Origin of the sequence: Nonomuraea terrae (assembly GCF_004348995.1) — a bacterium.
In the GTDB taxonomy this organism is placed as follows: domain Bacteria; phylum Actinomycetota; class Actinomycetes; order Streptosporangiales; family Streptosporangiaceae; genus Nonomuraea; species Nonomuraea terrae.
Map to the genome: position 1 here is coordinate 1 of NZ_SMKQ01000037.1, position 24,744 is coordinate 24,744.

Annotated in this window: 20 protein-coding genes; 13 read left to right on the top strand and 7 right to left on the bottom strand. The window is 69.4% G+C overall.

Annotated features, from left to right (window positions below; genetic code table 11):
* A partial coding sequence (gene idi, locus E1286_RS15190) for an isopentenyl-diphosphate Delta-isomerase (RefSeq protein WP_132612912.1) occupies positions 1-555 on the bottom strand: 555 nt, incomplete at its 3' end.
* Between the two features lie 120 nt (positions 556-675).
* Here idi and E1286_RS15195 point away from each other — a divergent pair.
* Entirely contained in the window at positions 676-1,962 is a 1,287-nt protein-coding gene (locus tag E1286_RS15195) for an MFS transporter (RefSeq protein WP_132612914.1), read from the top strand.
* Here the strand turns inward: E1286_RS15195 and E1286_RS15200 are convergent.
* The gene (locus E1286_RS15200; protein ID WP_397057387.1) at positions 1,942-3,339 is read right to left on the bottom strand and encodes a CCA tRNA nucleotidyltransferase; all 1,398 of its coding nucleotides are present in this window, start codon (positions 3,337-3,339) and stop codon (positions 1,942-1,944) included. The genes E1286_RS15195 and E1286_RS15200 overlap by 21 nt on opposite strands.
* A 152-nt stretch (positions 3,340-3,491) precedes the next feature.
* Between E1286_RS15200 and E1286_RS15205 the strand changes: the two genes are divergently transcribed.
* The 8 genes from E1286_RS15205 (at position 3,492) to trxA (ending at position 12,432) form a co-directional block, all read left to right on the top strand.
* Entirely contained in the window at positions 3,492-4,016 is a 525-nt protein-coding gene (locus tag E1286_RS15205; protein WP_132612918.1) for an aminoacyl-tRNA deacylase, read from the top strand.
* A 50-nt stretch (positions 4,017-4,066) separates the two neighbouring features.
* Complete coding sequence (locus E1286_RS15210) at positions 4,067-6,172, top strand: DUF6049 family protein (RefSeq protein ID WP_132612920.1); 2,106 nt, start codon at positions 4,067-4,069, stop codon at positions 6,170-6,172.
* Entirely contained in the window at positions 6,169-7,776 is a 1,608-nt protein-coding gene (gene murJ / locus E1286_RS15215; RefSeq protein ID WP_246074878.1) for a murein biosynthesis integral membrane protein MurJ, read from the top strand. The genes E1286_RS15210 and murJ overlap by 4 nt, the downstream gene beginning before the upstream one ends.
* 166 nt (positions 7,777-7,942) lie before the next feature.
* Positions 7,943-9,463: a protein kinase family protein gene (locus E1286_RS15220; RefSeq protein ID WP_132612922.1), complete on the top strand. Its 1,521-nt coding sequence runs from the start codon at positions 7,943-7,945 to the stop codon at positions 9,461-9,463.
* 15 nt (positions 9,464-9,478) lie between these two features.
* Positions 9,479-10,114: an RNA polymerase sigma factor SigM gene (gene sigM, locus E1286_RS15225; protein WP_132612924.1), complete on the top strand. Its 636-nt coding sequence runs from the start codon at positions 9,479-9,481 to the stop codon at positions 10,112-10,114.
* Positions 10,104-11,027: an anti-sigma factor family protein gene (locus E1286_RS15230; RefSeq protein ID WP_165969744.1), complete on the top strand. Its 924-nt coding sequence runs from the start codon at positions 10,104-10,106 to the stop codon at positions 11,025-11,027. Before sigM ends, E1286_RS15230 begins: the two co-directional genes overlap by 11 nt.
* Before the next feature lie 147 nt (positions 11,028-11,174).
* Positions 11,175-12,107 (top strand): thioredoxin-disulfide reductase, encoded by a 933-nt coding sequence (gene trxB / locus E1286_RS15235; RefSeq protein WP_132612928.1) that lies wholly within the window; start codon positions 11,175-11,177, stop codon positions 12,105-12,107.
* A 10-nt stretch (positions 12,108-12,117) separates the two neighbouring features.
* The gene (trxA, locus tag E1286_RS15240; RefSeq protein ID WP_132612930.1) at positions 12,118-12,432 is read left to right on the top strand and encodes a thioredoxin; all 315 of its coding nucleotides are present in this window, start codon (positions 12,118-12,120) and stop codon (positions 12,430-12,432) included.
* A 148-nt stretch (positions 12,433-12,580) separates the two neighbouring features.
* On the opposite strand, the gene E1286_RS15245 is transcribed toward trxA, so the two are convergent.
* Positions 12,581-13,198, bottom strand: a complete 618-nt coding sequence (locus E1286_RS15245) for a GNAT family N-acetyltransferase (protein WP_132612932.1) — start codon at positions 13,196-13,198, stop codon at positions 12,581-12,583.
* A gap of 155 nt (positions 13,199-13,353) precedes the next feature.
* On the opposite strand from E1286_RS15245, the gene E1286_RS15250 reads away from it, so the two are divergent.
* The 3 genes from E1286_RS15250 (at position 13,354) to E1286_RS15260 (ending at position 16,920) form a co-directional block, all read left to right on the top strand.
* Positions 13,354-14,700 carry an aminotransferase-like domain-containing protein gene (locus tag E1286_RS15250; RefSeq protein ID WP_132612934.1) on the top strand — a complete coding sequence of 449 codons (1,347 nt, stop codon included), beginning with the start codon at positions 13,354-13,356 and terminating at the stop codon, positions 14,698-14,700.
* A 183-nt stretch (positions 14,701-14,883) separates the two neighbouring features.
* A complete protein-coding gene (locus E1286_RS15255; RefSeq protein WP_132612936.1) occupies positions 14,884-15,831 on the top strand; it encodes a D-alanine--D-alanine ligase family protein in 948 nt (315 codons plus the stop codon).
* Between the two features lie 42 nt (positions 15,832-15,873).
* Complete coding sequence (locus E1286_RS15260; protein ID WP_223189974.1) at positions 15,874-16,920, top strand: threonine aldolase family protein; 1,047 nt, start codon at positions 15,874-15,876, stop codon at positions 16,918-16,920.
* 588 nt (positions 16,921-17,508) lie between these two features.
* On the opposite strand, the gene E1286_RS15265 is transcribed toward E1286_RS15260, so the two are convergent.
* Positions 17,509-17,805, bottom strand: a complete 297-nt coding sequence (locus tag E1286_RS15265) for a transposase (RefSeq protein ID WP_165969745.1) — start codon at positions 17,803-17,805, stop codon at positions 17,509-17,511.
* A 3,043-nt stretch (positions 17,806-20,848) separates the two neighbouring features.
* Here E1286_RS15265 and E1286_RS15270 point away from each other — a divergent pair.
* The gene (locus tag E1286_RS15270; RefSeq protein ID WP_132612940.1) at positions 20,849-21,037 is read left to right on the top strand and encodes a hypothetical protein; all 189 of its coding nucleotides are present in this window, start codon (positions 20,849-20,851) and stop codon (positions 21,035-21,037) included.
* Positions 21,038-21,686: 649 nt separating this feature from the next.
* Here E1286_RS15270 and E1286_RS15275 read toward each other — a convergent pair.
* The 3 genes from E1286_RS15275 to rsmG form a co-directional block, all read right to left on the bottom strand.
* Positions 21,687-22,649 carry a ParB/RepB/Spo0J family partition protein gene (locus E1286_RS15275; protein ID WP_132612942.1) on the bottom strand — a complete coding sequence of 321 codons (963 nt, stop codon included), beginning with the start codon at positions 22,647-22,649 and terminating at the stop codon, positions 21,687-21,689.
* A 181-nt stretch (positions 22,650-22,830) separates the two neighbouring features.
* The gene (locus E1286_RS15280) at positions 22,831-23,667 is read right to left on the bottom strand and encodes a ParA family protein (RefSeq protein WP_246074879.1); all 837 of its coding nucleotides are present in this window, start codon (positions 23,665-23,667) and stop codon (positions 22,831-22,833) included.
* A 236-nt stretch (positions 23,668-23,903) separates the two neighbouring features.
* The gene (rsmG, locus tag E1286_RS15285; RefSeq protein WP_132612946.1) at positions 23,904-24,578 is read right to left on the bottom strand and encodes a 16S rRNA (guanine(527)-N(7))-methyltransferase RsmG; all 675 of its coding nucleotides are present in this window, start codon (positions 24,576-24,578) and stop codon (positions 23,904-23,906) included.
* Between the last annotated feature and the right edge of the window lie 166 nt (positions 24,579-24,744).

A 24,744-nucleotide genomic window follows, 5' to 3' on the forward strand; every position in this document is an offset into this window, starting at 1 on the left:
CGTCGGGGCCGCGGGCCAGGCGAGCGGGTCGGCGCCCAGCTCCATCAGCAGCGGCACCTGTTCCTTGCACCACGGCGAGATCGCGAGCAGGCCGTTCCTGACGCCGTCGGCGAACTCCTTCCACGGCATCCAGCGCACCTCCCCCACCTCGTCCGGGTTGGGCCGGGCGGACGCGTCGACCATGACGCGGTAGACGGGGCAGAGCTCGTGCTCCACGATGCCGTTGGCCATGACGGCGCGGTAGGCGAAGGTGGGCAGCACGAGGTCGACGCGCTCGACCTCCAGGCCGAGCTCGTACGACAGCCGGCGCACGACGGCGTTTTCGAGCGGCTCTCCGGGCAGGGGGTGACCGCAGCAGCTGTTGGTCCACACCCCCGGCCACGTGATCTTGTGATCCGCCCTCCTGGTGAGCAGCACGTGACCTTCGCGGTCGAAGACGTAGCTGGAGAACGCAAGATGAAGGGGTGTCTCGTGGCCGTGCACCGACGTCTTGGGCGCCGTGCCCAGCGCGTGGCCGGCACGATCGACGAGCACCACGTGTTCCTCAGTCGTCACGCTTTGAAGCGTACGTGATCATGATGGCCGTTCGGAACCCCGTTCGGTATGCAATCTCGGCCTGCGGCCTTCGACTTCGCAGCTTCGTGAGCGATGGGTCGCGGGGGCTAGGCTGACGGCGTGTCTTTCGTCGCCGATCTACGCGTGGTCCTCCAGGGCAGAGATTTCCGGCGCTTGTTCGGCACCCGGCTGGTCTCCCAGTTCTCCGACGGGATCTTCCAGTTCGCGGTGACCGGGTTCGCCTTCTTCAGCCCCGAGAACCAGACGACCGCGCTCGAGGTGGCCGCCGGGCTGGCGGTGCTGCTGCTGCCGTACAGCGTGCTCGGCCCCTTCGTCGGCGTCTTCATCGACCGGTGGTCCCGGCGGCAGATCCTCATGATCGCGCCGTTCATCCGCGGCCTGCTGCTGTTCGTGACCGCGGCGCTGGTGGCCACCGACGCGCCCGACCCGGCGTTCTACGCCGCGGCGCTCGGCGTCCTCGGCGTCAACCGGTTCTTCCTGGCCGCGCTCGGCGCCTCGCTGCCGCACGTCGTGCCGGCCGACCGGCTGATGGCGGCCAACGCGGTGACGCCCACGTCCGGCACCGTCGTCACGTTCATCGGCGCGGGCGTCGGCTTCCTGCTGCGCGACATCTTCGGCGGCAGCGACTTCGGCGTCGCGCTGCTCATGGTGGTCTCGGGCGTGGTCTTCGGCCTGAGCGCGCTGGTCGCACGGACGATGGGCCGCCGGCTGCTCGGCCCGTCCGACGACCCCGACCGGCCGCAGGCCCGCGAGGCCCTGCGCAACGTCGTCGTCGGCCTGGCCGACGGCGCCAAACACCTGGTGCGCCACCGCCGCGCCGCCAGCACCCTGGGCGCGCTGGCCGCCCACCGCTTCCTGTACGGCATGTGCACGGCGCTCGGCATCATCCTCTACCGCTACTACTTCACCGACGGCGATCCCGACGCCGCGCTGCGCGGCATCGGCCTGGTGGTGGCCGCCTCCGGCTTCGGCTACTTCATGGCCGTGATCATCACCCCGTACGCGACCGAGCGGTTCACGATCGAGCGGTGGGTGCCGATCGCGCTGGCATCTGCAGGGGTGCTGACGGCGGCGCTGGTGCTGCCGTTCCAGGAGTGGGGGCTGCCGGTGGCCGGGTTCGTGCTGGGCGTGGCCGGGCAGAGCGTCAAGATCTGCGCCGACACGGCCGTCCAGCGCGACGTGGAGGACATCTACCTCGGCCGGGCGTTCTCGATCTACGACATGCTCTTCAACGGCATGTACGTGCTCGCCGCGGCCGTGGCGGCGGCGATCCTGCCGGCCGACGGCAAGTCGTACCTCGCCGTCGTGATCATCTCGGTGGGCTACCCGGTGGCGGCGCTCGCCTACCGGGCGGTCACCTCGTCGTCACGCGCCCAGGTCGTTTGACCTCGCCCACTCCAGCAGCGCCTCGGTGGCGGCCTCCTTGCCGATCATGCCCTTGTCGAGCCTGAGGTCGAGCAGGAACTTGTAGGCCCGCCCCACGACCGGCCCCGGGCCGACACCCAGCACGCGCTGGATCTCGTTGCCGTCGAGCTCGGGCCGGATCTTGGCCAGCTCCTCCTCCTCGGCCAGCCGGGCGATGCGCTCCTCGAGCTGGTCGTAGGTGCGCGACAGCGCCGCCGCCTTGCGCTTGTTGCGGGTGGTGCAGTCGGCCCTGGTCAGCTTGTGGAGCCGGTCGAGCAGGTGGCCGGCGTCGCGGACGTAGCGGCGCACGGCGGCGTCGGTCCACTCGCCCGTGCCGTAGCCGTGGAAGCGCAGGTGGAGCTCGACCAGCCGGGCGACGTCGGCCACGACGTCCTTCGGGAACTTCAGCTCGGTCATGCGCTTCTTCGTCATCTGGGCGCCGACCACCTCGTGGTGGTGGAACGACACCCGCCCGCCGGGCTCGTGGCGGCGGGTCTTGGGCTTGCCGATGTCGTGCATGAGCGCCGCCCAGCGCAGGATGCGGTCGGGACCGTCCTCCTCCTGCGCGACGGCCTGGTCGAGCACGGTCAGGCTGTGCTCGTAGACGTCCTTGTGGCGGTGGTGCTCGTCGATCTCCAGGCGCAGCTTGGGCAGCTCCGGCAGCACGCGCGCGGCCAGCCCGGTCTGCACCAGCAGCCGCAGGCCCTCGCGCGGGTCCGCGCCGCAGACGAGCTTGTCCAGCTCGTCGCGGATGCGCTCGGCCGAGACGATCTCGATGCGCTCGGCCATCGCCGTCATGGCCTCGAGGGCCGCGGGGTCGACGGTGAAGCCGAGCTGGGAGGCGAACCTGGCCGCCCTGAGCATGCGCAGCGGGTCGTCGCCGAACGAGCGCTCGGCCGGACCCGGCGTGCGCAGCACCTTGGCCCGCAGGTCGCGCAGCCCGCCGTAGGGGTCGGCGAACTCGTGGGACGGCAGCCGCACGGCCATCGCGTTGACCGCGAAGTCGCGCCGCTCCAGGTCGGCCTCCAGCGTCTCGCCGTACATCACGTCGGGCTTGCGCGACTTGGGGTCGTACGACTCGCTGCGGTACGTCGTGACCTCGATCTGCCAGCCGCCCTTGCGCAGGCCGACGGTGCCGAAGTCGATGCCGATCGTCCAGACGGAGTCGGCCCAGTCCTTGACGATCTCGAGCACCCGCTCGGGGCGGGCGTCGGTGGTCAGGTCGAGGTCGTTGCCGATGCGGCCGAGCAGGAGGTCGCGCACCGGCCCGCCGACGAGGGCCAGCTCATGGCCCTGCGCGGCGAAGAGGCGGCCGAGCTCGTCGGCCACCGGGGCGATCTTGCGGAACAGGTCGGTCATGGCCCGCTGCTGGCTTTCGGTCAAAGTTGAGTCGGACAAACGAGTCGGGTCCTTCGGCTGATTCCGGAACATATCCCCCGAGCCACACCAGGTCCGGGTTACCTTCGGTCCAAGGACCGTCGGGGGCCATCGAATGAGGCAAGGAGGACTATATGAAGGACGCCCTCGCGATCCACCGCTGGCTCCTCGCACACCAGGTCCATCATGAGATCGTACGCCTTCCGCGGCCCATGACATGCGCGGAAGAACTGCCCGAGACGGTCTCCGCGGCGCATGACAGGTGCCTGATGGTGACGGTGTATGACGTGGTGACCAGGGCAGGCCGCGAGGTCGTCGCCGGGGTGACCTCCCCTGTCTCGCTGCCCCCGCGCCCCGGAGCGCTCGGCGGTCTGCTCGGCGCGCGGCAGGTCCGGCCGGCTCCCGCCCACGTGGTCAACGCCGCCACCGACTACGCCGACGGGCTCGTCTGCCCGCTGCTGCTGCCGGAGTCGCTGCCCGTCTTCATCGACGACCGCCTCCCCACGGACGCCGACACGATCTTCATGCCCACCGGAGAGCGGCACACCGCGCTCGCCCTTCGCGGCCTCGACCTGCTGACTCACCTGCCGGGCAAGATAGTCGATCTACGCGGCTCGCGCCCCAGAGGATCACGTGGGGCGGTCGCGAGACGGCACTGAGCCCGTACCATTGCGGGCGTGCGTCGTCGTAGTCCAGCCCGGGCGTCAGCGTGATCCGTAAGGCCGCGCTGACCGCCGTGCTGTCCGCCGCGTTGCTCGCCCCCCAGGTGGCGGCCGCGCCGAGCACGGCTGCCGCGCGGGCGCCGGAAGTGCTCGCCGCGCAGGTCAGGCAGACCTTGACGGTGTCGATCGCGTCGATCACGCCGGAGGTGCCGAAGAACCTCACCGACGAGATCACCTTCACCGGCACCGTACGCAACGACACCGGCACGTCGCTGGCCAACGTCTCCGTGCGCCTGCGCTACCAGGCGCAGCCCTTCACCGACCGGGCCTCCCTGGCCGCCTACCAGACCGACCAGAACACCCCGGTCCCGGCCAACGTCTCCCGGACCTCCAGGATGTACATCCCGACGCTGGCCGCGGGGGCCGAGGCGCGCTGGCAGTTCACCGCGACGCCCGTGCAGCTCGGCTACCGGTCGTTCGGGGCCTATCCGATCGCCGTCGACGTGGCCTCCAACGAGGTGCCCATGGCGACGCAGCGCACCTACCTGACGTACGCGCCGCCCACTGCCCCGAAGCCGCCGCGCAACAAGCTGGCCGTGGTGCTGCCCGTGATCGACCGGCCCCATCGGGCGACCGACGACCCGCTGTTCGTCGACGACGAGCTCAGCCAGGAGATCGGCGACCGCGGCCGCCTGGCCGACCTGGCCCGCATCGCGCAGTCCGCGCCGAGCAGCACGACCTGGGTCGTCGACCCGGCGCTGCTCGACGACCTCGACACGATGTCGCGCGGCTACCGCGTCAAGGTCGACGACGACGAGGAGACCAGGCCGGCCAGCACGGCGGCGGCGTCGTGGCTGACCACCATGCGCACCTCCCTGGCCTCCTCCCCCGTGGTCGCGACCCCGTACGCCGACCCCGACGTGGCCGCGCTCGCCCACCAGGGGCTCGACACGCAACCCTCCCGGGCCGTCGAGCTGGGCGCGGAGAAGGCCGAGGCGCTGCTCAGCCGCAACGCCAAGACCAACGTCAACTGGCCGGCCGCCGGCCTGCTCGACCCCGACGCCCTCGACCTGCTCTCGGTCAGCGGGGTCGACAGAGTTCTGCTCAACTCCACCAACCTGCCGCCGCAGACGCCGCTCACCACCACCCCCGACGCCGCCGCGACGCTCGACTCGGTCAACGGCCCCGTCACCGCGCTGGTGCCCGACCCCGAGCTGAGCCGACTGTTCGAGCCGCCGTCCGGCACCTCCACGCTGCTGAGCACGCAGCGCTTCATCGCGGAGACCGCGATGATCGCCGCCGAGCCCGGCCAGATCCAGCCGAGGTCGCTGGTGGCCGCCCCCTCGCGGCGCTGGAACCCCAACCCGTCGCTCGTGACCGCGCTGCTGAAGACCGCGGGCCGGCTGCCGTGGCTGCAGCTGACCAGCCTGGAGTCGATCAAGCCGGGCAAGGCGTCCGTACCGCGCGCCGGGCTGACCTACACCGCCCAGCAGCGCAAGGACGAGCTGAGCCGCAAATACCTCGAGCCGGTCAAGGAGATCTGGATCCAGGCGCAGCTCACCTCCATCGTCAAGGTGAACAAGACGCAGCCCGCGTTCGACGCCGCGGTGTTGCGGCTGACCTCGTCGGGCTGGCGCGGCAGCGCGCGGGCGGGCCGGGCGCTGACCAAGCTGGTCGGCGCGGCCGTCGACGCGGCCACCGACAAGGTCCAGATCACCGGCGCGGGCCCCGACCGCCCCCGTACGCTCGCGGGCAGCGACGGCGTGGTGCCCATCAGCGTGCGAAACTCGCTGACCACCCCGGTCGACATCGTGGTCGACGTCAAGTCCAACAACCCTGAAGTGCTGCAGGTCGACTTCAAGGAGCAGCTGACGATCGGCGGCGGCCAGAGCGGCACGGTCCAGGTGCCGATGAACGCCGCCCTCAGCGGTGACGCGACGGTGACCGTGCAGCTGCGCACGGCCGACGGCCAGCCGTACGGCGAGCCGCAGCGGATGACCATCCGCACGACCGGCTACACCGGCATCGCCCTGGTGATCGTGGGCGCCGCGCTCACCGTGATGCTCGCCGCCGTGGTGACGCGGCTGCTGCGGCGCCGGTCCCAGCGCAAGCTCGCGCGTGCCGCCAAGTCCCCGGAAAGTGAGACCGTATGAGCCGCATGCTTCGGGCCAGCGCCATCATGGCGGCGGGCACCATGGTGTCCAGGGTCACGGGGTTCGTGCGGACGATGGTGCTCGCCTACGCCATCGGCACCATGGCGCTGGGCGACGCCTACAACGCGGCGTACGCGATCCCGTACAGCATCCTCGACCTGCTGCTGCTCGGGGTGCTGAGCAGCGTCGTCGTGCCGATGATCGTGCGGGCGCAGCAGCGCGACCCCGACGGCGGCCGGGCCTACGAGCAGCGGCTGCTGACCCTCGCCACGGTCGCGCTGATGATCGTGGCGGCGCTCGCCGTGCTGGCCGCGCCGCTGCTCATCGACCTCTACACCGTCTGGGACCACGACAGCAGGAAGTTCGAGGTCGCGGTCACGCTGGCTCGCTACATCCTGCCGCAGCTGGCCTTCTTCGGCGTCGGCGCGGTGGCGGGCGCCATCCTCAACACCCGTGACCGTTACGGCGCCCCCATGTGGGCCCCGGTGCTCAACAACGTGGTCGTCATCTGCGTGTTCGTGGCGTACGCCGCGATCGGCACGGGCGGCGGCGACATCACGGAGGTGACCGACGGCGACCTGACGCTGCTCGGCCTCGGCACCACGGCCGGCATCGTGGCCCAGGCGATGGTGCTGATCGTGGCGCTGCGCCGGGCCGGGTTCTCCTTCGTGCCCCGCTTCGACCTGCGCAACGCCCGGCTCGGCGAGATGGCCAGGATGGGCGTCTGGACCATCGGGTACGTCATCGTCACCCAGCTGGGCTTCGTGCTGACCACCAACCTGGCCAGCGACGCGGGCGACGTGGTGGCGGGTCACGGCATCACCCCGTACACCCTGGCCTTCCAGCTCTTCCAGCTCCCGTACGGCGTCATCGGCGTCTCGGTGATCACCGCCATGCTGCCGCGCATGAGCCGGGCGGTGACCGAAGGGCGGCTCGACGACGTGCGCGGCGAGTTCGGGTCGAGCGTGCGGCTGATCTGCTCGGTGATGGTGCCGGTGTCGCTGCTGCTGATGGTGCTCGGGCCGGCGGTCACCGTGCCGATCTACGCCCGCGGCGCCACCAGCGTCGCCGACGCCGTCTACATCGGCAACGTGCTGCAGGTCTACGGGCTGGCGCTGGTGCCGTTCGCGATCTTCCAGCTGCTGCTGCGGGTCTTCTACAGCTTCGGCGACACCCGCACGCCGGTGTTCATCGGTGCCGGCACGACCGCGGTCAACGCCGCCCTCATGGTGCTGTTCTACGTGCTGCTGCCGACCGCGTACGCGGTGATGGGGCTGGCGCTGGCATACGCGATCGCGTACGCGCTGGGGGCGGTGGTGGCCTGGATCCTGGCCAGTCGCCGGGTCCAGGGCCTGGGCGGATGGGCCGTCGGCATGGCGATGACCAGGATGTATCTCGCCTCCCTGCCCACCGCCGTGCTGGCTCTGGCGAGCGTATGGGTGGTCACGGAGACGCTCGACGGGCTAGGGTTCCTCAACTCGGTGATCGTCCTTGCCATCGGCGGCGGCCTGGGAATGCTGCTGTATCTCGGCGTGGCCCACAGAATGCGCATTCCTGAGGTCAACTCGATCGTTGGGATGGTCGCAAGACGGGTAGGTCGGTAAAGAACGCGGGCGGAATCTCCTCGGCACTACCATGGAGCCCGACACGCGCGAATGGAAGCAGGAGGGGCGTGGGCGGATCCACCCGGCATAGCGGGCCTTCGTGGGACACGCCCACGCAGGTGAGTCGAGTCATGAGCACGCCCGATCGGCGCAGCGGAGAGAGCCAGTGAGCACGTCGGCCGTCGAACCCGGCACCCGTCTCGCCGAGCGTTTCCGGCTGGAGGATCGCGTCAGCGAGTCCGATGGCGCCACGCTGTGGAAGGCCATCGACGAGATCCTCGCCCGGCCTGTCGCCGTGCACACGTTCTCGCCGGACTTCCCGCGCGTCCACGAGGTCGTCACGGCCGCCCGCGCGGCGAGCCGGCTCACCGACCCGCGCATCACCCAGGTCTTCGACGCCGCCGAGGACGACAAGGCCGCCTACGTCGTCAGTGAGTGGGTCACCGGCGAGACGCTGGCCGACCTGCTCGCCTCGGGGCCGCTGGAGCCGGAGCGGGCCGCCGGCCTGGTCGCCGAGGCGGCAGAGGCGCTGGCGCACGCCCACGAGGCCCAGCTCTACCACCTGTGCCTGCGCCCTGCCCATCTGATGTGGACGACCGGCAACACGGTGAAGGTGCTCGGCGTGGCCGTCGACGCCGCTCTGGCCGGTCTCACCACCGATCAGCCGGCGCTCGACGACGCCGAGGGGCTCGGCCGGCTGCTGTACGCCGGGCTGACCGGTCACTGGCCGGGCGACGAAGAAGAGGGCGGCCTGCCGGCGGCTCCCATGACCGACGGCCACTTCTGCTCGCCCCGTCAGGTCACGGCCGGCGTTCCCGGTTATCTCGACACCGTCACCGTGCGCGCCTGCCTGCCCGAGTCGCGCAGGGGGCAGAGCCCCCTGTCCAGCCCGTCCGAGGTGGCCGAGGCGCTGGCCGACGTGGCCAGGCCGATGCCCATCCCGATCTCCTACCCCTCCACCCCCGCGGTGGCCTCGGCCTCGCACACCGAGGGCCTCGACATCGCGCACCGCCAGCAGACCGCCATGCAGCCGCGGCCGCCCGCGCCCCGCCCGATCAGCAACGGAGGTGGCGGCGGCACGCTCAACCGGGTGCTGATGACAGTGGTGGTGCTGCTCGTCATCGTGGCGGTAGGCGTCGGCGCGTGGACGATCGGCCGCAGCCTCGGCAGCCCGACCGATCCCGTCGAGGCCGGGGGCACCACGCCCGCCACCACCGCGCCGGTCACGGCCCAGGAGATGGAGGCGGTCAAGCCCGACAAGGCCAGCGGCTTCGACCCGCTGGGCGACGGCGATGAGAAGTCCGACATCGCCAAGCTCGCCATCGACGGCAAGCCCGGCACGTTGTGGAAGACCGAGACCTACACCAGCGCCGACCTGGGCCGGCTGAAGGACGGCGTCGGCCTGCTGCTCGACATGGGCAAGTCGATGCAGATCGGCGACGTCGAAGTTACGCTGTCGGATGCGTCCGGCGCGAGCGTCGAGCTGAAGGTGGGCGACTCCGCCGAGCTGGGCTCGCTGAAGACGGTGGCGACCGCCAAGGACGCGTCGGGCAAGACCACCCTGACTCCCGAGCAGGCGACAAGCGGCCAGTACGTTTTGATCTGGTTTACGCGTGTTCCGACGGATGCAGGCACTTTTCATGGCACCATCTATGAGGTAGTGGTGCACTCTCCCGGATCGGCATAATCAGGAATCCCTCTTGTGAACTCCCCACCCGAGACACCCTCATCAGCGGAGCGGCCGTCGGTCACCGACGCCGAGCTGCTGACCGCGCACATCAACGGGGATCCACACGCCTTCAGCGAAATCGTCAAACGCCACCGCGACCGCATGTGGGCGGTCGCCCTGCGGACGCTGGGTGACCCTGACGAGGCCGCCGACGCCGTGCAGGACGCCTTCGTCTCCGCCTACCGCAAGGCCGGCTCGTTCCGCGGTGAGGCCGCCGTCACGACGTGGCTGCACCGCATCGTGGTGAACGCCTGCCTCGACCGGATGCGGCGCAAGTCCGTCCGCCCGGTCGCCGACGACGAGCTCATCGAGGCCGCCGAGCGCGAGACCCCGATGCCCGACCAGACCCTGGAGCGCGAGGTCTCCATGGAGGTTTCGGCCGCGCTGAAACTCCTGCCCGGCGACCAGCGGGCGGCCCTGGTGCTGGTCGACATGATGGGCTATTCGGTCGAAGACGCAGCTCAGGTGCTCCAAGTGCCCAGCGGCACGGTGAAGAGCAGATGTGCCCGAGGACGCGCGAAACTTGCCCCAATTCTTTCGCATCTGCGGAACCGATCCGAAGCCAATCGCGTCTCATCCGCGAAGGGAGCAGAACTTCGTGACGGGTGATACGCACTACGATCTGGAGATCCTTGCTGAATTGGCCGAGGGTCTCTTGGACGCCGACACGGCACAGCGGGTCCGCGAGCATCTCGCGGTCTGCGACCCCTGCGGGGAGCTGCTGGCCGACCTTGCGGCGGTTCGCGAGGTGCTCGCGGCGACTCCCACACCGGCCATGCCGATGGGCGTCGCACTACGCATCGACAAGGCACTGGCGGTCGAGGCCGAGTCCCGGCGGGGCGGTGGCGTCGGTCTCGCGGAGCCGCCGGACTGGGACGAGCTCATGCGGGACGCCCCATGGGAGCGGCCCGCCGCCTCCGGCGACGTCCCGCGGCAGGCCCCCGAGCAGACCCCGGAGCAGCCGGTGCGCCTCGGCGTGGTCGCCGACGACGGCAGCATCGTGCCGGCCCGGCGCCGGGCCCCCCGGCGGCGCCGCTGGGCGATGCCGGCGGTCGCGGCCGCCGCGGCGGTGGCGGTGGTGGGCACGGCGGTGACCGCGACCGGCCTGCTGGTGGCGGGCGGTGACGGTGCGAGCGTCGCACCACCGATCGCCCTGCCGTCGCAGTCGTCCGCGCAGCCGAGCGTGAGCCGGGATCCGACGCGCGCACGGGCGTACGTCGTGACCAACAGCGACCACAACTACAGCGACCACGAACTGCGGATGCGGCTGAACGACCTGCTCGGCCCCGCACCCGCGCTGAACGGCGCCTCCTCCGAGAGCGACCAGGTCGCCAAGTGCGTCACCGCGGTCTCCAAGCGCAGCAAGCTCGACGTGTTCGCGGTCGACCGGGGCCAGTACAACGGCCAGGAGGCCCTCGTCGTGGCCTCGTGGAAGAAGCGGGCCACCGAAAGGGTCCGCATCGACATCGTCGACCCGTTCAACTGCAAGAACCTGCGTAAGCCCGCCCTGGGCCGCTGGTAGGCAGGAAACATCTCGTCAGAGCCCGCTTCGGCGGGCTCTTTCGTTTGTCCGGGCGTCGTCGCCGCGTCGGGGGGTAGGGCTGGGAATCACGGCGGCCTAGGATCTGTTGAGCCGGTTGGCAACAGCAGACGAGGAAGGCGTGGAGCGTTGAGCGACGTTCGTAACGTGATCATCATTGGGTCCGGCCCGGCGGGCTACACGGCGGCCGTCTACTCCGCGCGCGCCGAGCTTAAACCACTGGTCTTCGAGGGCTCCGTCACGGCCGGCGGCGCGCTCATGAACACCACCGACGTGGAGAACTTCCCGGGTTTCCCCGACGGCATCATGGGCCCCGACCTGATGGACAACCTGCGCAAGCAGGCCGAGCGGTTCGGCGCCGAGCTGGTCGCCGACGACGTGGTCGAGGTCGACCTGAACGCCGAGCCGAAGGTCGTCAAGACCCACACCGACACCTACTACGCCAAGTCGGTGATCCTGGCCATGGGCTCCGGCTACCGCGAGCTCGGCGTGCAGGGCGAGAAGCGGCTGTCCGGCCGCGGCGTGTCGTGGTGCGCGACCTGTGACGGCTTCTTCTTCCGCAACAAGGACATCGTGGTCGTCGGCGGCGGCGACACCGCGATGGAGGAGGCCATGTTCCTGACCCGGTTCGGGCGCATGGTGACCGTGGTCCACCGCCGTGACACGCTGCGGGCCAGCAAGATCATGCAGGACCGCGCGTTCGCCAACGAGAAGATCCGCTTCGTCTGGGACTCCGAGGTCGCCGACGTGCTCGGTGACACCAGGGTCGAGGCCGTGAAGCTGCGCAACGTCAAGACCGGCGAGGAGTGTGAGCTGGCCACCGACGCGCTGTTCGTCGCGATCGGCCACGACCCCCGCACGGAGCTGGTCAAGGGTCAGATCGACCTCGACGAGAACGGCTACATCGAGGTGGCCTCGCCGAGCACGGCGACCAACATCGAAGGCGTGTTCGCCGCGGGCGACGTCGTCGACCACACCTACCGCCAGGCCATCACCGCGGCCGGCACCGGCTGTGCTGCCTCGCTCGATTCTGAGCGCTGGCTGGCCAACAACGAGAAGTAAGGAGCACACCGTGAAGGCTGTCACCGACGCCACGTTCGATTCCGAGGTACTCAAGAACGACAAGCCCGTCTTGGTCGACTTCTGGGCCGAGTGGTGCGGCCCGTGCCGCCAGGTCTCCCCGATCCTGGAGGAGATCGCCAAGGAGCACGGCGACAAGCTCGAGATCGTCAAGCTCAACATCGACGAGAACCCTGAGGTTCCGCGCCAGTACGGTGTGCTCCAGATCCCGACGATGAACGTCTACAAGGGTGGCGAGGTCGTGAAGCAGATCATCGGCGCCAAGCCGAAGGCCATGCTGCTGCGCGAGCTCGAGGGCATCATCTAGCACGTCTCACGGATGGCCCCCGCGGCCGTCGGCCGGGAGCAGCACTGGAACGGCCCTGCCCCCGGCCGACCCGCTCGTGGAGCGCTTCGCCGGCCCCTCGCGACTCGATCGCGGGGGGCTTTCGCATGCGTACGGGTCTGTGGGACCGTCAGACGGGCCGGAGAGCCCGCTCCGGGGTCATGGAGCCGAGGAGGCGCTCCAAGGCCACCTCGACGTCCTCACGCCACGAGACGGCGTTCTTGAGTTCAAGCCGCAACCGCGGAAATCTCAAATGCGGACGAATAGTTTTAAACCCCACAGAAAGCAAGTATTCCGCCGGTACTATGCAACTCGGCTCTTCCCACTTCAGATCTCCGAAAGCTTCAATCGCCTTGACTCCGCGCCTGGTCAAGTCTTTGGCCACGCCTTGGATCAGCATGCGCCCCAGCCCGCCACCGGAGAACTCGGGAATGATGTGGGCCGTCATCAACAACACCGCGTCGGCGCTCACCGGCGACGTGGGAAACGCCAGCGAACGCGGGGTGTAAAGCGGCGGGCTGTAGAGGACGAACCCGGCCGGGACCCCATCGACATAGACAATCTTCCCGCAGCTCCCCCACTCCAGCAGCGTGGCGGAGATCCAGGCTTCCTTCTCCAACCCCGGATCACCCGACTCCGTCGCACGCTCGCTGTTGACGGGGTCGAGCTCCCAGAACACGCACCGCCGGCAGCGCCGCGGAAGATCTTCAAGATTGTCCAGGGTTATGTTGACCAGTCGGCGCGACAACTACCGCCCCTATCGTTGACCCGGAAAAGCGCGCGAAAACCGCGTCCACAACTGGCATCGTAGCTCAGTGAAGATGCAGCCAGCGGACACCACGACGGTCGTGCCCGGTCACGGGGGACATGCCGGACTGGCGTAATCTGGTATTTCCGCCCGATATGACACCTAGGAGGTGGGCCGTGACGGAAGAGCTGGATCACGGTCAGACACCCGCGACCCAAGGGTCGCGCATCGACGCCTACGTCGATCGGTACGCGGCGCGAGCCGCCGGGATGGTCGCCTCCGAGATTCGAGCTCTGTTCGCCGTCGCGTCGAGGCCAGAGGTGGTCTCGCTCGCCGGCGGCATGCCGTACGTCACGGCGCTTCCCCTCGACATGGTCGGCGAGCTGGTCTCCGACCTCGTCACCAGGCGTGGCCCGGTGGCGCTGCAGTACGGCTCAGGGCAGGGCGATCCGCACCTGCGCGAGCAGATCTGCGAGGTCATGAGACTGGAGGGGATCAACGCCGGGGCGAACGACGTGGTCGTCACCGTCGGGTCGCAGCAGGCACTCGACCTCATCACCCGGATCTTCATCGACCCGGGTGACGTCGTCCTCGCGGAGGGGCCCTCCTACGTGGGGGCCTTGGGGACGTTCTCTGCGTACCAGGCGAAAGTCGTTCACATCGCCATGGACGACCAGGGCATCGTGCCAGAGTCGCTGGCTCAGACCATCTACGCGCTGGAGACCGCCGGCGCGCCCATCAAGTTCCTCTACACGATCCCGAACTTCCACAACCCCGCCGGCGTCACGCTCAACATCGCGCGGCGCCAGCAGGTGCTCGACATCTGCCAGCGGGCCGGGGTCCTCATCATCGAAGACAATCCATACGGACTGCTCGGGTTCGACGGAGAGCCCATGCGGGCCCTGCGCGCGGACAATCCCGACGGTGTGGTCTATCTGGGGTCGTTCTCGAAGACCCTCGCGCCCGGGTTCCGCGTCGGGTGGGCGCTCGCGCCGCACGCCATCCGCGACAAGCTCGTGCTCGCCATGGAGTCGGCCGTGCTGTCCCACTCCTCGTTCACCCAGCTGGCCGTCGGCCAGTATCTCGCCACGCAACCGTGGCGTGAGCAGATCAAATCGTTCAGGGAGCTCTACCGGGAACGCCGCGACGCGCTCCTCGAAGCGCTCGACGCGCTGATGCCGCCCGAGGTCACGTGGACACGTCCCGCGGGCGGCTTCTTCGTCTGGGCGACGCTGCCCGAAGGACTCGACTCCAAGGCCATCCTGCCGCGGGCCGTGGCCGAGCGGGTGGCGTTCGTCCCGGGGACGGGGTTCTTCTCCGACGGCAGCGGGGCCCGGCACATGCGGCTGTCGTTCTGCTACCCCCAGCCCGACCGCATCAGAGAAGGCGTACGCCGGCTCGCGAGTGTGATCGAGCAGGAGATGCAGTTGCGCGACACGTTCGGCACGGGGTCGGCGATCGACCGCCAGGGCGTCGACACGCCAGGCCCCGACCTCGCCTGACGCGACCATTTCCGAGGGGGCCGGGTCTTGACGAACCGGCCCCCTCGTTCTGCCCAACACCAAGAAGTCCCCTCGTCGAACGGCCGAGATGGGATGGGATCGCCGGAGAAAGCACCTCCCGTGCAGCATTCGCCCCCCACGCCGGTACCGTTGGACAGCGGTGGGATCAGCGGAGGAGAAGTGATGAGCGATCTGGGCCACGTGCTGGTGCTGGCCGGAGGCCTCTCCTACGAGCGGGAGGTCTCTCTGCGCTCGGGTCGCCGAGTCAGTGAGGTGCTGCGCGCGGCGGGCGTCGACGTGGAGACCCGCGACACCGACGCGTCCCTCGTCCCGTCGATCCTCGCCGACCCGCCCGACGCCGTCTTCGTCACGCTCCACGGCGGAGCAGGTGAGGACGGCGCGATCCGCTCGGTGCTGGAGCTCCTCGACGTCCCGTACGTCGGCGCCGGTCCCGACGCGTGCCGGGTGGCCTTCGACAAGCCCACCGCCAAGGTCGTCATACGCTCGGTCGGCCTGCACACCCCCGAGTCCGTCACCCTGCCCAAGGAGACGTTCCACGACCTCGGCGCCACGGCCGTGCTCGGCCGCATCGTCGAGCGGCTCGGGCTGCCGCTGTTCGTCAAGCCCGCCCGTGGCGGGTCCGCCCTCGGCGCCTCCTTCGTCCGTACGGCCGAGGAGCTGCCCGCCGCGATGGTCGGCTGCTTCGCGTACGGCGACACGGCCCTGATCGAGCGGTACGTCGAAGGCGTCGAGGTCTCCGTTTCCGTCGTCGACCTCGGCGACGGGCCGGAGGCGCTGCCCGCGGTGGAGATCGTGCCCGACGAGGGGGTCTACGACTACGCGGCCCGTTACACGGCCGGCCGCACCGAGTTCTTCGCCCCCGCTCGCCTCACGTCCGCCGCGGCCGCGGCCTGCGCCGAGGCCGCCGTGACCGCCCACACCGCGCTGGGGCTGCGTGACGTCTCCCGTACGGACCTGATCGTCGACGCGGACGGCGTGCCGCACTTCCTGGAGGTCAACGTGGCGCCCGGCATGACGGAGACGTCGCTGCTGCCGATGTCCGCCGAAGCCGCCGGGCGGGACCTGGGCGAGCTGTGCCGTAGCCTCCTGCAGAACGCCACCAACCGCTGACCGGTCGCATGGCGGCGGAAACCGGCTGAGTAGCCTTGGCCTGTGCTGATCGATTCGATGTACCCCAAGAGTTTCGCCAGCGACAACCACGCCGGCGTGCATCCGGCCGTCCTCGACGCCATCGCCGCCGCCAACCAGGGGGACGCGCCCGCGTACGGCGACGACACCTGGACGGCGGCGTTCGAGGAGCAGGCCAGGGAGGTGTTCGGCTCGGCCGCGCAGGCCTTCCCCGTGCTCAACGGCGCGGGCGCCAACCTGGTCGGTCTCGCCCTGATGCTCGGCCGCTACGACGCCGTCATCTGCACCGGCAGCGCCCACATCGCCACCCACGAGGCGGGCGCGTCGGAGCGTCTGCTGGGCGTGAAGCTCATGACCGTCCCCACCGAGGACGGCAAGCTCCGCCCCGCCGACATCACCTCGCGCCTCGGCGGCATCGGCAACCCGCACGAGTCGCAGCCGACGGTCGTCTCCATCTCCCAGGTCACCGAACTCGGCACCTGCTACACCCCCGACGAGATCGCCGCCCTCGCCGACACCGCCCACCAGAACGGCCTCCGGCTCCACGTGGACGGCGCCCGGCTGGCCAACGCCGCCGCGTTCCTCCGCTGCGACCTGAAGGCCATCACGACGGACGCCGGCGTGGACGTGTTCAGCTTCGGCGGCACGAAGAACGGCGCTCTGGCGGCCGAGGCCGTGGTGGTCGTCGACGATTCGCTCGCCCACGCCGTACCCTTCCTGCGGCGCCAGTCGCTCCAGCTCGCCTCGAAGATGCGGTTCATCTCGGCGCAGCTGTCCGCCCTCCTGACGGACGACCTCTGGCGCCGGAACGCGGGCCACGCGAACGAGATGGCCGAGCGACTGGCCGACGGCCTGGCCGACATCCCGGGTGTCTCGCTGGCGTATCCGGTGGAGGGCAACGCCGTCTTCGCCACCCTCCCCCACGCCGCCACCGAAACCCTCCGCCGGCGTTACCTGTTCCACTACTGGGACGAGCCGGCCGGCACAGTCCGCTGGATGACCGCCTTCGACACCACCCCGGAGCAGGTGGACGACTTCCTCAAAGACCTCCACCAGTCCACCACCGCCTGACCCCACCACTCGTCCACACCGCGGCCACCACCCCGCCACGTCACTCGAACCGGGAGGCGTGGCCGGCGCGACCGGTCGCCGCGCGTCCTGGCCGGCGCAGCGTCGGTCGCGCCGAGACCCAGCGCGCTGAACGCCGGCGGCCTTGAGTCGCCGGTCTTCGACGGGGCTGGACGCTCGCTCGTAGGTTCGTCCCTGGCGGCGCCAGCGACAAGACCGCCCAGCACCACAACCAACGCCTGCTCGACGGCAACGCGTGCATCCCCCACCACCGCGCCGACGGGGTCCGAGACGAGCGCCTAGAGTGCCGTGAGGACGCCGCACCAGGCACATGCGGTCACGTGACGCACCCCCCGCACCGCTGTGCGCACTTACTGCCCAGCGGTCCTGGGTCGCCGGGTTGTTCCGTCTGCACCTGCCTTCATATGGGCCGGCGACGCCGCAGCGCACTCGTCCGTGTCACGCATCGCGGGGCCCGGACACGAAGCTGCGGCGTGCGTAGAAGACGCCACAGGAGACTGCCGGCAGCTCGCACGTCGGCTTGACGTTGCGGCCGGCTTGGCTTCTCCACCTCGATGAACGGATCCACGCTCACCGGCTCTCCTGGGCGAGGAAGGCCGGCGCTCGCTTGAGGATGTCCACTGCCACGCGCAGCCGCCGGTTCGCCCGCCGCAATGCCTCCGGCTCCTGGCGCTCGCTGCTGGCCAGCCCATCCCGTTGGCCGGCGTCGACCTCGGCCGGACGGATCCACTGCCGCACCGCGGTGTCGCTCAGGCCGAAGTCCTTGGCTTGCTGACCGACGGAGCGGTCACCATGCCGACACAGCTCGACGATCTCGGCATTGAACTTCGGCGTGAACGAGCGGCGGGGACGCGGCTTCTTCCCCATGCTCTCCATTAGGGACATCCTCCCGGGGAACCATCCCCTGATCTCGGATGTCCGTCCAACCGGATCACGCCCACTACGCTCGCAACAACCCGCCACGAGACGGTCGGCAGTCCGTCGACAGTCCGCGTCGTCGCTCAGTCCGTCGACTGTCCCAGGCAGCGCGCCAAGCAACCCTTGACCCGCTCCCCCACCAGCCGGCTATGGATCCGCACCTTCGTAGCGGCCCCGACCTCCGTGGCCGCCTGACTTTCGTGACGACCTGACCTTCGTGGTGACCCCGACCTTCGTGGTGCCCGCACGACTGCAGCCGTACCTTCCGACCTCTGCGCCGTTCCCGGGCGCCGGTCAGCTGGTGGCGCGTACAGCAAAGTCGCCTTCAACGACCACCGTGCAGGGCACCCAGCGGTCGCGCTGCTCTACGGCAACTCCGGATCACCGTCCCAACTACGCCGCCTCCCGGGATGACAAAGCCGCTCCCCAATCCTCTATGCCAATCTCGATCACGCCCGCTGCGAAGCACAACCACCCGCCTACCTCCGGCTCACGCTCACTGCCGAACAGGCGCGATCTCAACGCGGCGGAAACGGCGACCGCGCCGTTTCCTCTCACTACCGCCGATCGCCCAGGCGCGCGGGACGCATCACGGACGACGACCCATCGACGACCTCAACCCAGAACAGCGGAAGCCAATCGCGTCGCATCACGGATAGGCGCGCAAGTGGCTGACACCGCCGGTCTCTGTTTCACGTGAAACAGAGACCGGGAGCAAGCCGTGGACGGCGGCAAGAGCTTGTGCAGTGTGAGCCAGACCGCCGACGTATTCAGCTAACGGTGGCGGCGACCCTCTACAACCAGAAGCCTGCGGCGCCGACATGAGATCTCCGTCCAACGACCACTCACAGGGCGCCAGCGGTCGCGCAGCTCTACGGCAACCCCAGTCACCGTGCCAACTCCACCTGGTTTCACGTGAAACAAAGCGACGCCTCGGGGGTGATGTCAGTGCCTTGCTTTCCGCCCCGACGAAGCCGCCCACCCATTGCCTATCCCGCTTCCCCTTCATTGCAGCGACCCAAAACCACTTACCTCTGCGTCACGCTCATAGCCGGCCCGCGCGATCCCAGCGCAGTATGAACGGCGACAGCGCCGTTTCCGCTCGCGACCACCGATCACCCAGGCGCACAGGACACATCACCAAAGACGACCCATCGACGACCTCAACCCAGAGCAACGGAGGCCCAATCGCGTCGAATCGCGAATGAGCGCGGAGAGCCCAGACCGCCGAAGGTGAGTAGCCCGGACAAGGCGTAGGGGCCAGCGTAGGCATGCGAGGCAAGAACCCCAAGCGCGGACGTCCACCCAGCCCGGCATGATCCTGCGGCTTATGTGTGCCGCCGACGAGTACGCTGCGGCGTCGCCGCTCATAAGAAGGTGGGTGTAGGCGGCACAACCCGGCGCCCTAGGATCGCTGGACAGTGGGTGCGCACAGCGGCGCGGTGCGCGGGGTGACAGTCCCCGCGTGCTTCTTGACGTAGGCATGCGCCGCCACTGGCACGTGGGACGAAGGCGTAGCGCGACACAGGTGCAGCGCGACGCGCTCTATCTACCACCATCGGCATCGCGCCAGGCTGCGGACTCATGTGACACGCTCATCCCCCGGCGCCCTTCGAGGACGTGACAGTGCTCCCAGCGTCGCCACCTCTCACTACGTGCGGCACGGCGCGCCCAGGGGCCGCCGGTATCCCAGGATCCGCGGGCACTCCCGGGATGGGGTGTGCGCAATGCGTTCGACCAGGCGAGCCGGACACACCTCTGCGGCATGAGTGTGCCTCAGACCAGCCCACACGATTCCGCGACACAAATATCGCCGCACCATGCGCATGCGCGGCGATCAGGCGGCGTACGGTCCCGCCGGTCGGCATGACCTCGCCGGCCAGGAGGGCGAGCAACATCAGCTTGCGGGCCGACAGGCTCCAACGGCTTGAGTGTGGCATGCCGTCGCTAGCGCATGCGGTCCTCGCACCCGGTATCGCCGCTTGCGACTGTCCTCAGGCGACGCGGTCCCCAGGCGACGCGGTTGTGCCTGACACGACGGGCTCACGCAAGACTGGTGCCCTTCTCCCCAGGCGTCTGGGTCGAGGGCAGCATGCAACCGCATCGCTGGTACATACGGCGCCAGCGGAGCGCTGTTCGATCAGGCGTCTCTGGTACTCCGCCATGCCATGCAGGACCGCACTCCCCTTCGGTTGGCCGGCGCCAGACCCGACGTCACTGACCCCGCTTCATGTGACGCGGGTACGTCCATCCCCTGCATCAGGCGTGCGTGATTGCGCTGCCACGTTGCCGGCTCGCGCGACACAGCTGGAGTGCAGCGCGATCGCGCGATGCAGATATCCGAATGTAGGAGTGCGCTCATGCGGCGCGCTGCGCCGGTGATGCCGGCATGCCGAGGTACTCGACGCTCATGCAACCGGAGTGCGGTTATGAGACCCCGCACGTTCTGGTGAACCCAGCGTGCCCCGACGTCCTGGCTTGCGCAACAACGCAGGCGATGCCCGGCTGAGATCATGCAGCGCCGGTAGCGGAGGCGATGCGCTCATGCGGCGTGAAGCTCATGTCACGCGGTGAGCCAGGTGCCGATCAGCTGCTTGGGAGTCGCTGCGGGTCCCGAAGGATGGATTGTGCGATCAGAGTTGGCCCGCATGCCTGGGCCTGAGTGTGCGGTGGCGCTGTTGGCCAGTACGACGCGGGTGTAGCTCCAAGCAACCAGCGAAGCGGGCATCACCTGACGTGCGACGTGGCGCGGGGTGCAACTCGGAGGGGTGATGCGGTGCGCCCGGAGAAGGGCTGGCGGTTCGGCGAGGCTAGGGCGGGAGCTTGATGGCGGCTGTCCCCCGGTAGGTGGGGGCGTGCCGTTGCGACGTGACGTGCGGCCCGACGTGCGACGTGACGTGCGGTCCGACGCGGCGTGCGGCGCGACGTGCGACGTGGCGTGCGGCGCGACGTGTTTATGCGGGTCAGATACGGGTTTGCGGCCCTGACATACGTGAGAACTCAGGTCCTGACCACAGGCTGCGGGGCTGCGGTCGCGATCTCCGGCGGCACCGCCCCGTACATCACCACCTGGCTGAGCACCAGCGGCCACGGCGACAAGGCCTGGCTGTACGTGGCCGCCGCCGCGCTCGTCGGTGTGCCGTCTACGCCGACGAGCCCGAGACGCCGGGGAAGGAGCTGACGTGACCCACCACGTCCTGGTCGCCGGCGCGGCCGACGGCATCGGCGCCGCCGTCTGCGAGCTGTTCGCGACAGGCGAGCGCGGCACCGCCGTGGGTCTGCGGCCCGAATCCCTGGCCTAGGTGGCGGCCCGCACCGGCGCCGGGCGGAGCTGATACGAGGCCTGGCGCGATGTGATCACGAGGCGCCGGGATCTCGGCATGCGGGTCGCAATGCGGCGCGGCGTCGGTGTGGCGGGAAGGCGATTCTGTCGGGTGGCATGGGTGCGGCAGGAAGGCGATTCTGTTCAGGCGGCGTGGGTGTGGCTGGCCAGGTTCGGTTTCGCGGCGCAGGTGCTGGGGGCCGGGGCGGCGCCGAGTTTCTGGATGCGGGTACGCCTGGCGTGGGTGACTGGGAGCAGACGGAGGGGTGATGCGGTGCGCCTGGAGAAGGGCTGGCGGTTCGGCGAGGCTGGGGCGGGAGCTTGATGGCGGCTGTCCCCCGGTAGGTGGGGGCGTGCCGTGGGACAGCGGGCGTTGCTGCTCGAAGAGCGTCCACTGTGAGACGTCGATGTCGTAGCCGCCGCTCTTATCGCGCCAACGGTGAGTGGGCGAGGCGCCTGAAAGGACGATCAAGCTCGGGCTTCCGACGGTGTTTCACGTGAAACACCGTCAGTTTTCGACCTCGCGCATCACTCGGGCCGCGTCCGGGGCCATGGTGCCGATGATGCGCTCCAGGTCGTCGATCGTGGCGAACTCCACCACGATGCGGCCCTTCCGCCGTCCCAAGTCCACCTTCACCTTCGTCTCGAAGTGGTCCGAAAGGCGGTCGGCGAGATGGGTCAGGCCGGGATCGATCGGCTTGGGGGACTGCCGCTCGCGTACGGGCTTCGTCGCCGCCTTGGCACTCCCCATGGAGACGATCTCCTCCACCGCCCGTACGGTCAGCAGCTCCGCGACGATCCGCTTGGCGAGCTGGATCTGCTCCTCGGCGCTGTCGAGACCGAGCAGGGCGCGCGCGTGGCCCGCGCTGATCGTGCCGGCCGCAACGGGCAACTGGACTTCCGGGGGCAGGTTGAGCAGCCGCAGCGTGTTGGTGATGTGCGAACGGGAGCGACCGACCTTCTTGGCCAGTTGATCATGCGTGGCCTGGAAGTCGTCCAGCAGTTGCCGGTACGCCGCAGCCTCTTCCAACGGGTTCAGCTGCTCACGCTGAAGGTTCTCGATGAGCGCGTCCCGCAGGAGCTCGTTGTCCTGCGTGTTGCGGACGATCGCGGGAACGGGATCCAGGCCGACCTGCTTGCAGGCCCGCCAGCGCCGCTCCCCCATGATCAGCTCGTACTCGCCGCCGCCCACCGGCCGGACGACGATCGGCTGCAGCAGGCCGACCTCCCGGATGGACGCCGCCAGGTCCTCCAGCCGGTCTTCGTCGAAGACCTCACGCGGCTGACGCGGGTTGGGCACGATGGAGGCCAGCGGCACCTCTTTGAAGTACGCTCCCGCAATCGGCTTGGGACCCGTCTCCCCCGCTGACCCGTTCGCCGGGGCCGACGTCCCCCCGGGGCCGTCAACGATGGGACCGGTCGGGATGAGCGCCCCGAGCCCCTTGCCCAATCCCCGCCGCTGCTGACTCACTGCGTCTCCTCGTCCACCCGGTCGATTCCGGTCACTCCAGGAGAGGTTACCGTTGTGGACCCGGCGGAGTGCCCGCTCGCCACACACCGTCCCGCTGGATTTACACCGACATGCCACAAATCCGTGAGGCATGGTGGACGACGCCCGGCCGTCCACCACGACGGCGTGGGCCCGGTCCCGGTCAGGAGACGGTGGCGCGGTGGGCGATCTCGCGGGCGGCGTCCATGTACGCCATCGCTCCGCTGGAGCCAGGGTCGTAGGTCATCACCGACTGCCCGTAGCTGGGCGCCTCCGACAGCCGGACGCTGCGCGGGATGACCGTCCTGAGCACCGTGTCGCCGAAGTGCGACCGCACCTCGTCCGCCACCTGCGACGCCAGCCGGGTGCGGCCGTCGTACATGGTCAGGACGATGGTGGACAGGCGCAGGGTCGGGTTGAGGTGGGCGCGGATCAGGTCGACGTTCCGCAGGAGTTGCCCGAGGCCCTCCAGCGCGTAGTACTCACACTGGATGGGGATCATGACCTCCTCCGCGGCGACGAGCGCGTTGACCGTCAGCAGGCCCAGCGACGGCGGGCAGTCGATCACGATGTAGTCGAACTCCATCGCGTCGTACGCCGCCAGCGCCCGCCGCAGCCGCGCCTCTCGCGCCACCAGGGAGACCAGCTCGATCTCCGCGCCGGCGAGGTCGATGGTGGCGGGGGCGCAGTAGAGGTTGGGCATGTCGGGGACCTGCTTGACGATGTCCGCCATGGGCAGATCGTCCACCAGCACCTGGTACACGTCGGGGACATCACCTCGGTGCTCCGTGGCCAACGCGGTGGAGGCGTTGCCCTGGGGGTCGAGGTCGACCACAAGAACACGCTGCCCGTGCATCGACAGGGCGGCGGCAATGTTGACCGAGGTGGTGGTCTTGCCCACGCCACCCTTCTGGTTCGCCACCGCGATCACGCGGGTCTTGGACGGGCGCGGCCAGAGGGCGTCGCCATCGCCAGAGGTTGCGCCGGGCTGAGCTGCCATCGGGGTTGCAGATGTTTCACGTGAAACCACTGAGCTGAGCGCCTCTCGTACCAACGGCGAATCACCGGGGTTCAGGGGGGTCTGGGTCACGATGGCCATCCTTTCAACCAGTGGTGTGCCGGTGCCGGGAATTCGCTGTCGCGACACGCCCATTTCGGGCCAGCCAACCCCGGTTGGACTCTCAGACGGACGGCTTTCCGGCCAGCCAAGACCACTTGATGTGACTGGCACAACCGTTACCTCCTTCGTCGCCGCCTCGCTGCGCGCTCCGGCGGGCGACCCGCTACCACCCGAACCAATGTTGCAGGCGGCTCGACCTTACCGCGCCCGACGGTGACAAGCTCAGCCGTTCGCGCCCCGCTGGCGCGTAGCTCGGTCTCCGCCTCGGCGAGCTCTTCGGCCGCCCGTTCGCCCTTCATCGCGATGAGCTCGCCGCCCTCGCGCAGCAGCGGCATCGCCCATGCGAGGAGGCGGTCGAGCGGTGCCACCGCACGAGCGCTGGCGACGTCGAACTCACGTTTGCCCGCGAGCTCCTCCGCCCGCCCGCGTAGCACCTCGACGTTGCCGAGCTTGAGCGCCTCGACACTCTCCTCCAGAAAGACGGTACGCCTCAGCAGCGGTTCCAGCAGCGTGACCGTGATATCCGGCCGGACGATCGCCAGCACCAGCCCGGGCAGGCCGGCGCCGGACCCGATGTCCACCAGTCGTACGCCGGCCGGCACGATCTCGGCCACGACCGCGCAGTTGAGCAGGTGGCGATCCCAGATCCGCGGCACCTCCCGCGGGCCCAGCAGCCCACGGACGACACCGGGACCCGCGAGCAGCCCAGCGAACGCGTTCGCACGCTCCCAGGCCTCCCCGGTGAAGACGTCCCGCGCAATGTCCGGCGGCTCCGGAAGCTCTTCGCTCACTGGTCGGCTGGCCCTTTCTGGGACTGATGGCCCTGATCGGAGTGGATGGGGTGGAAGGGGATCGGGTCCTCACCCAAGGCTACGGGTGAGATCACAAGGGAAGACTAGCGGGCCAGGGTGAAGGCGGCCGGTGAGCGCGCTGTCGCGCGGCATCGTTACCCCACGC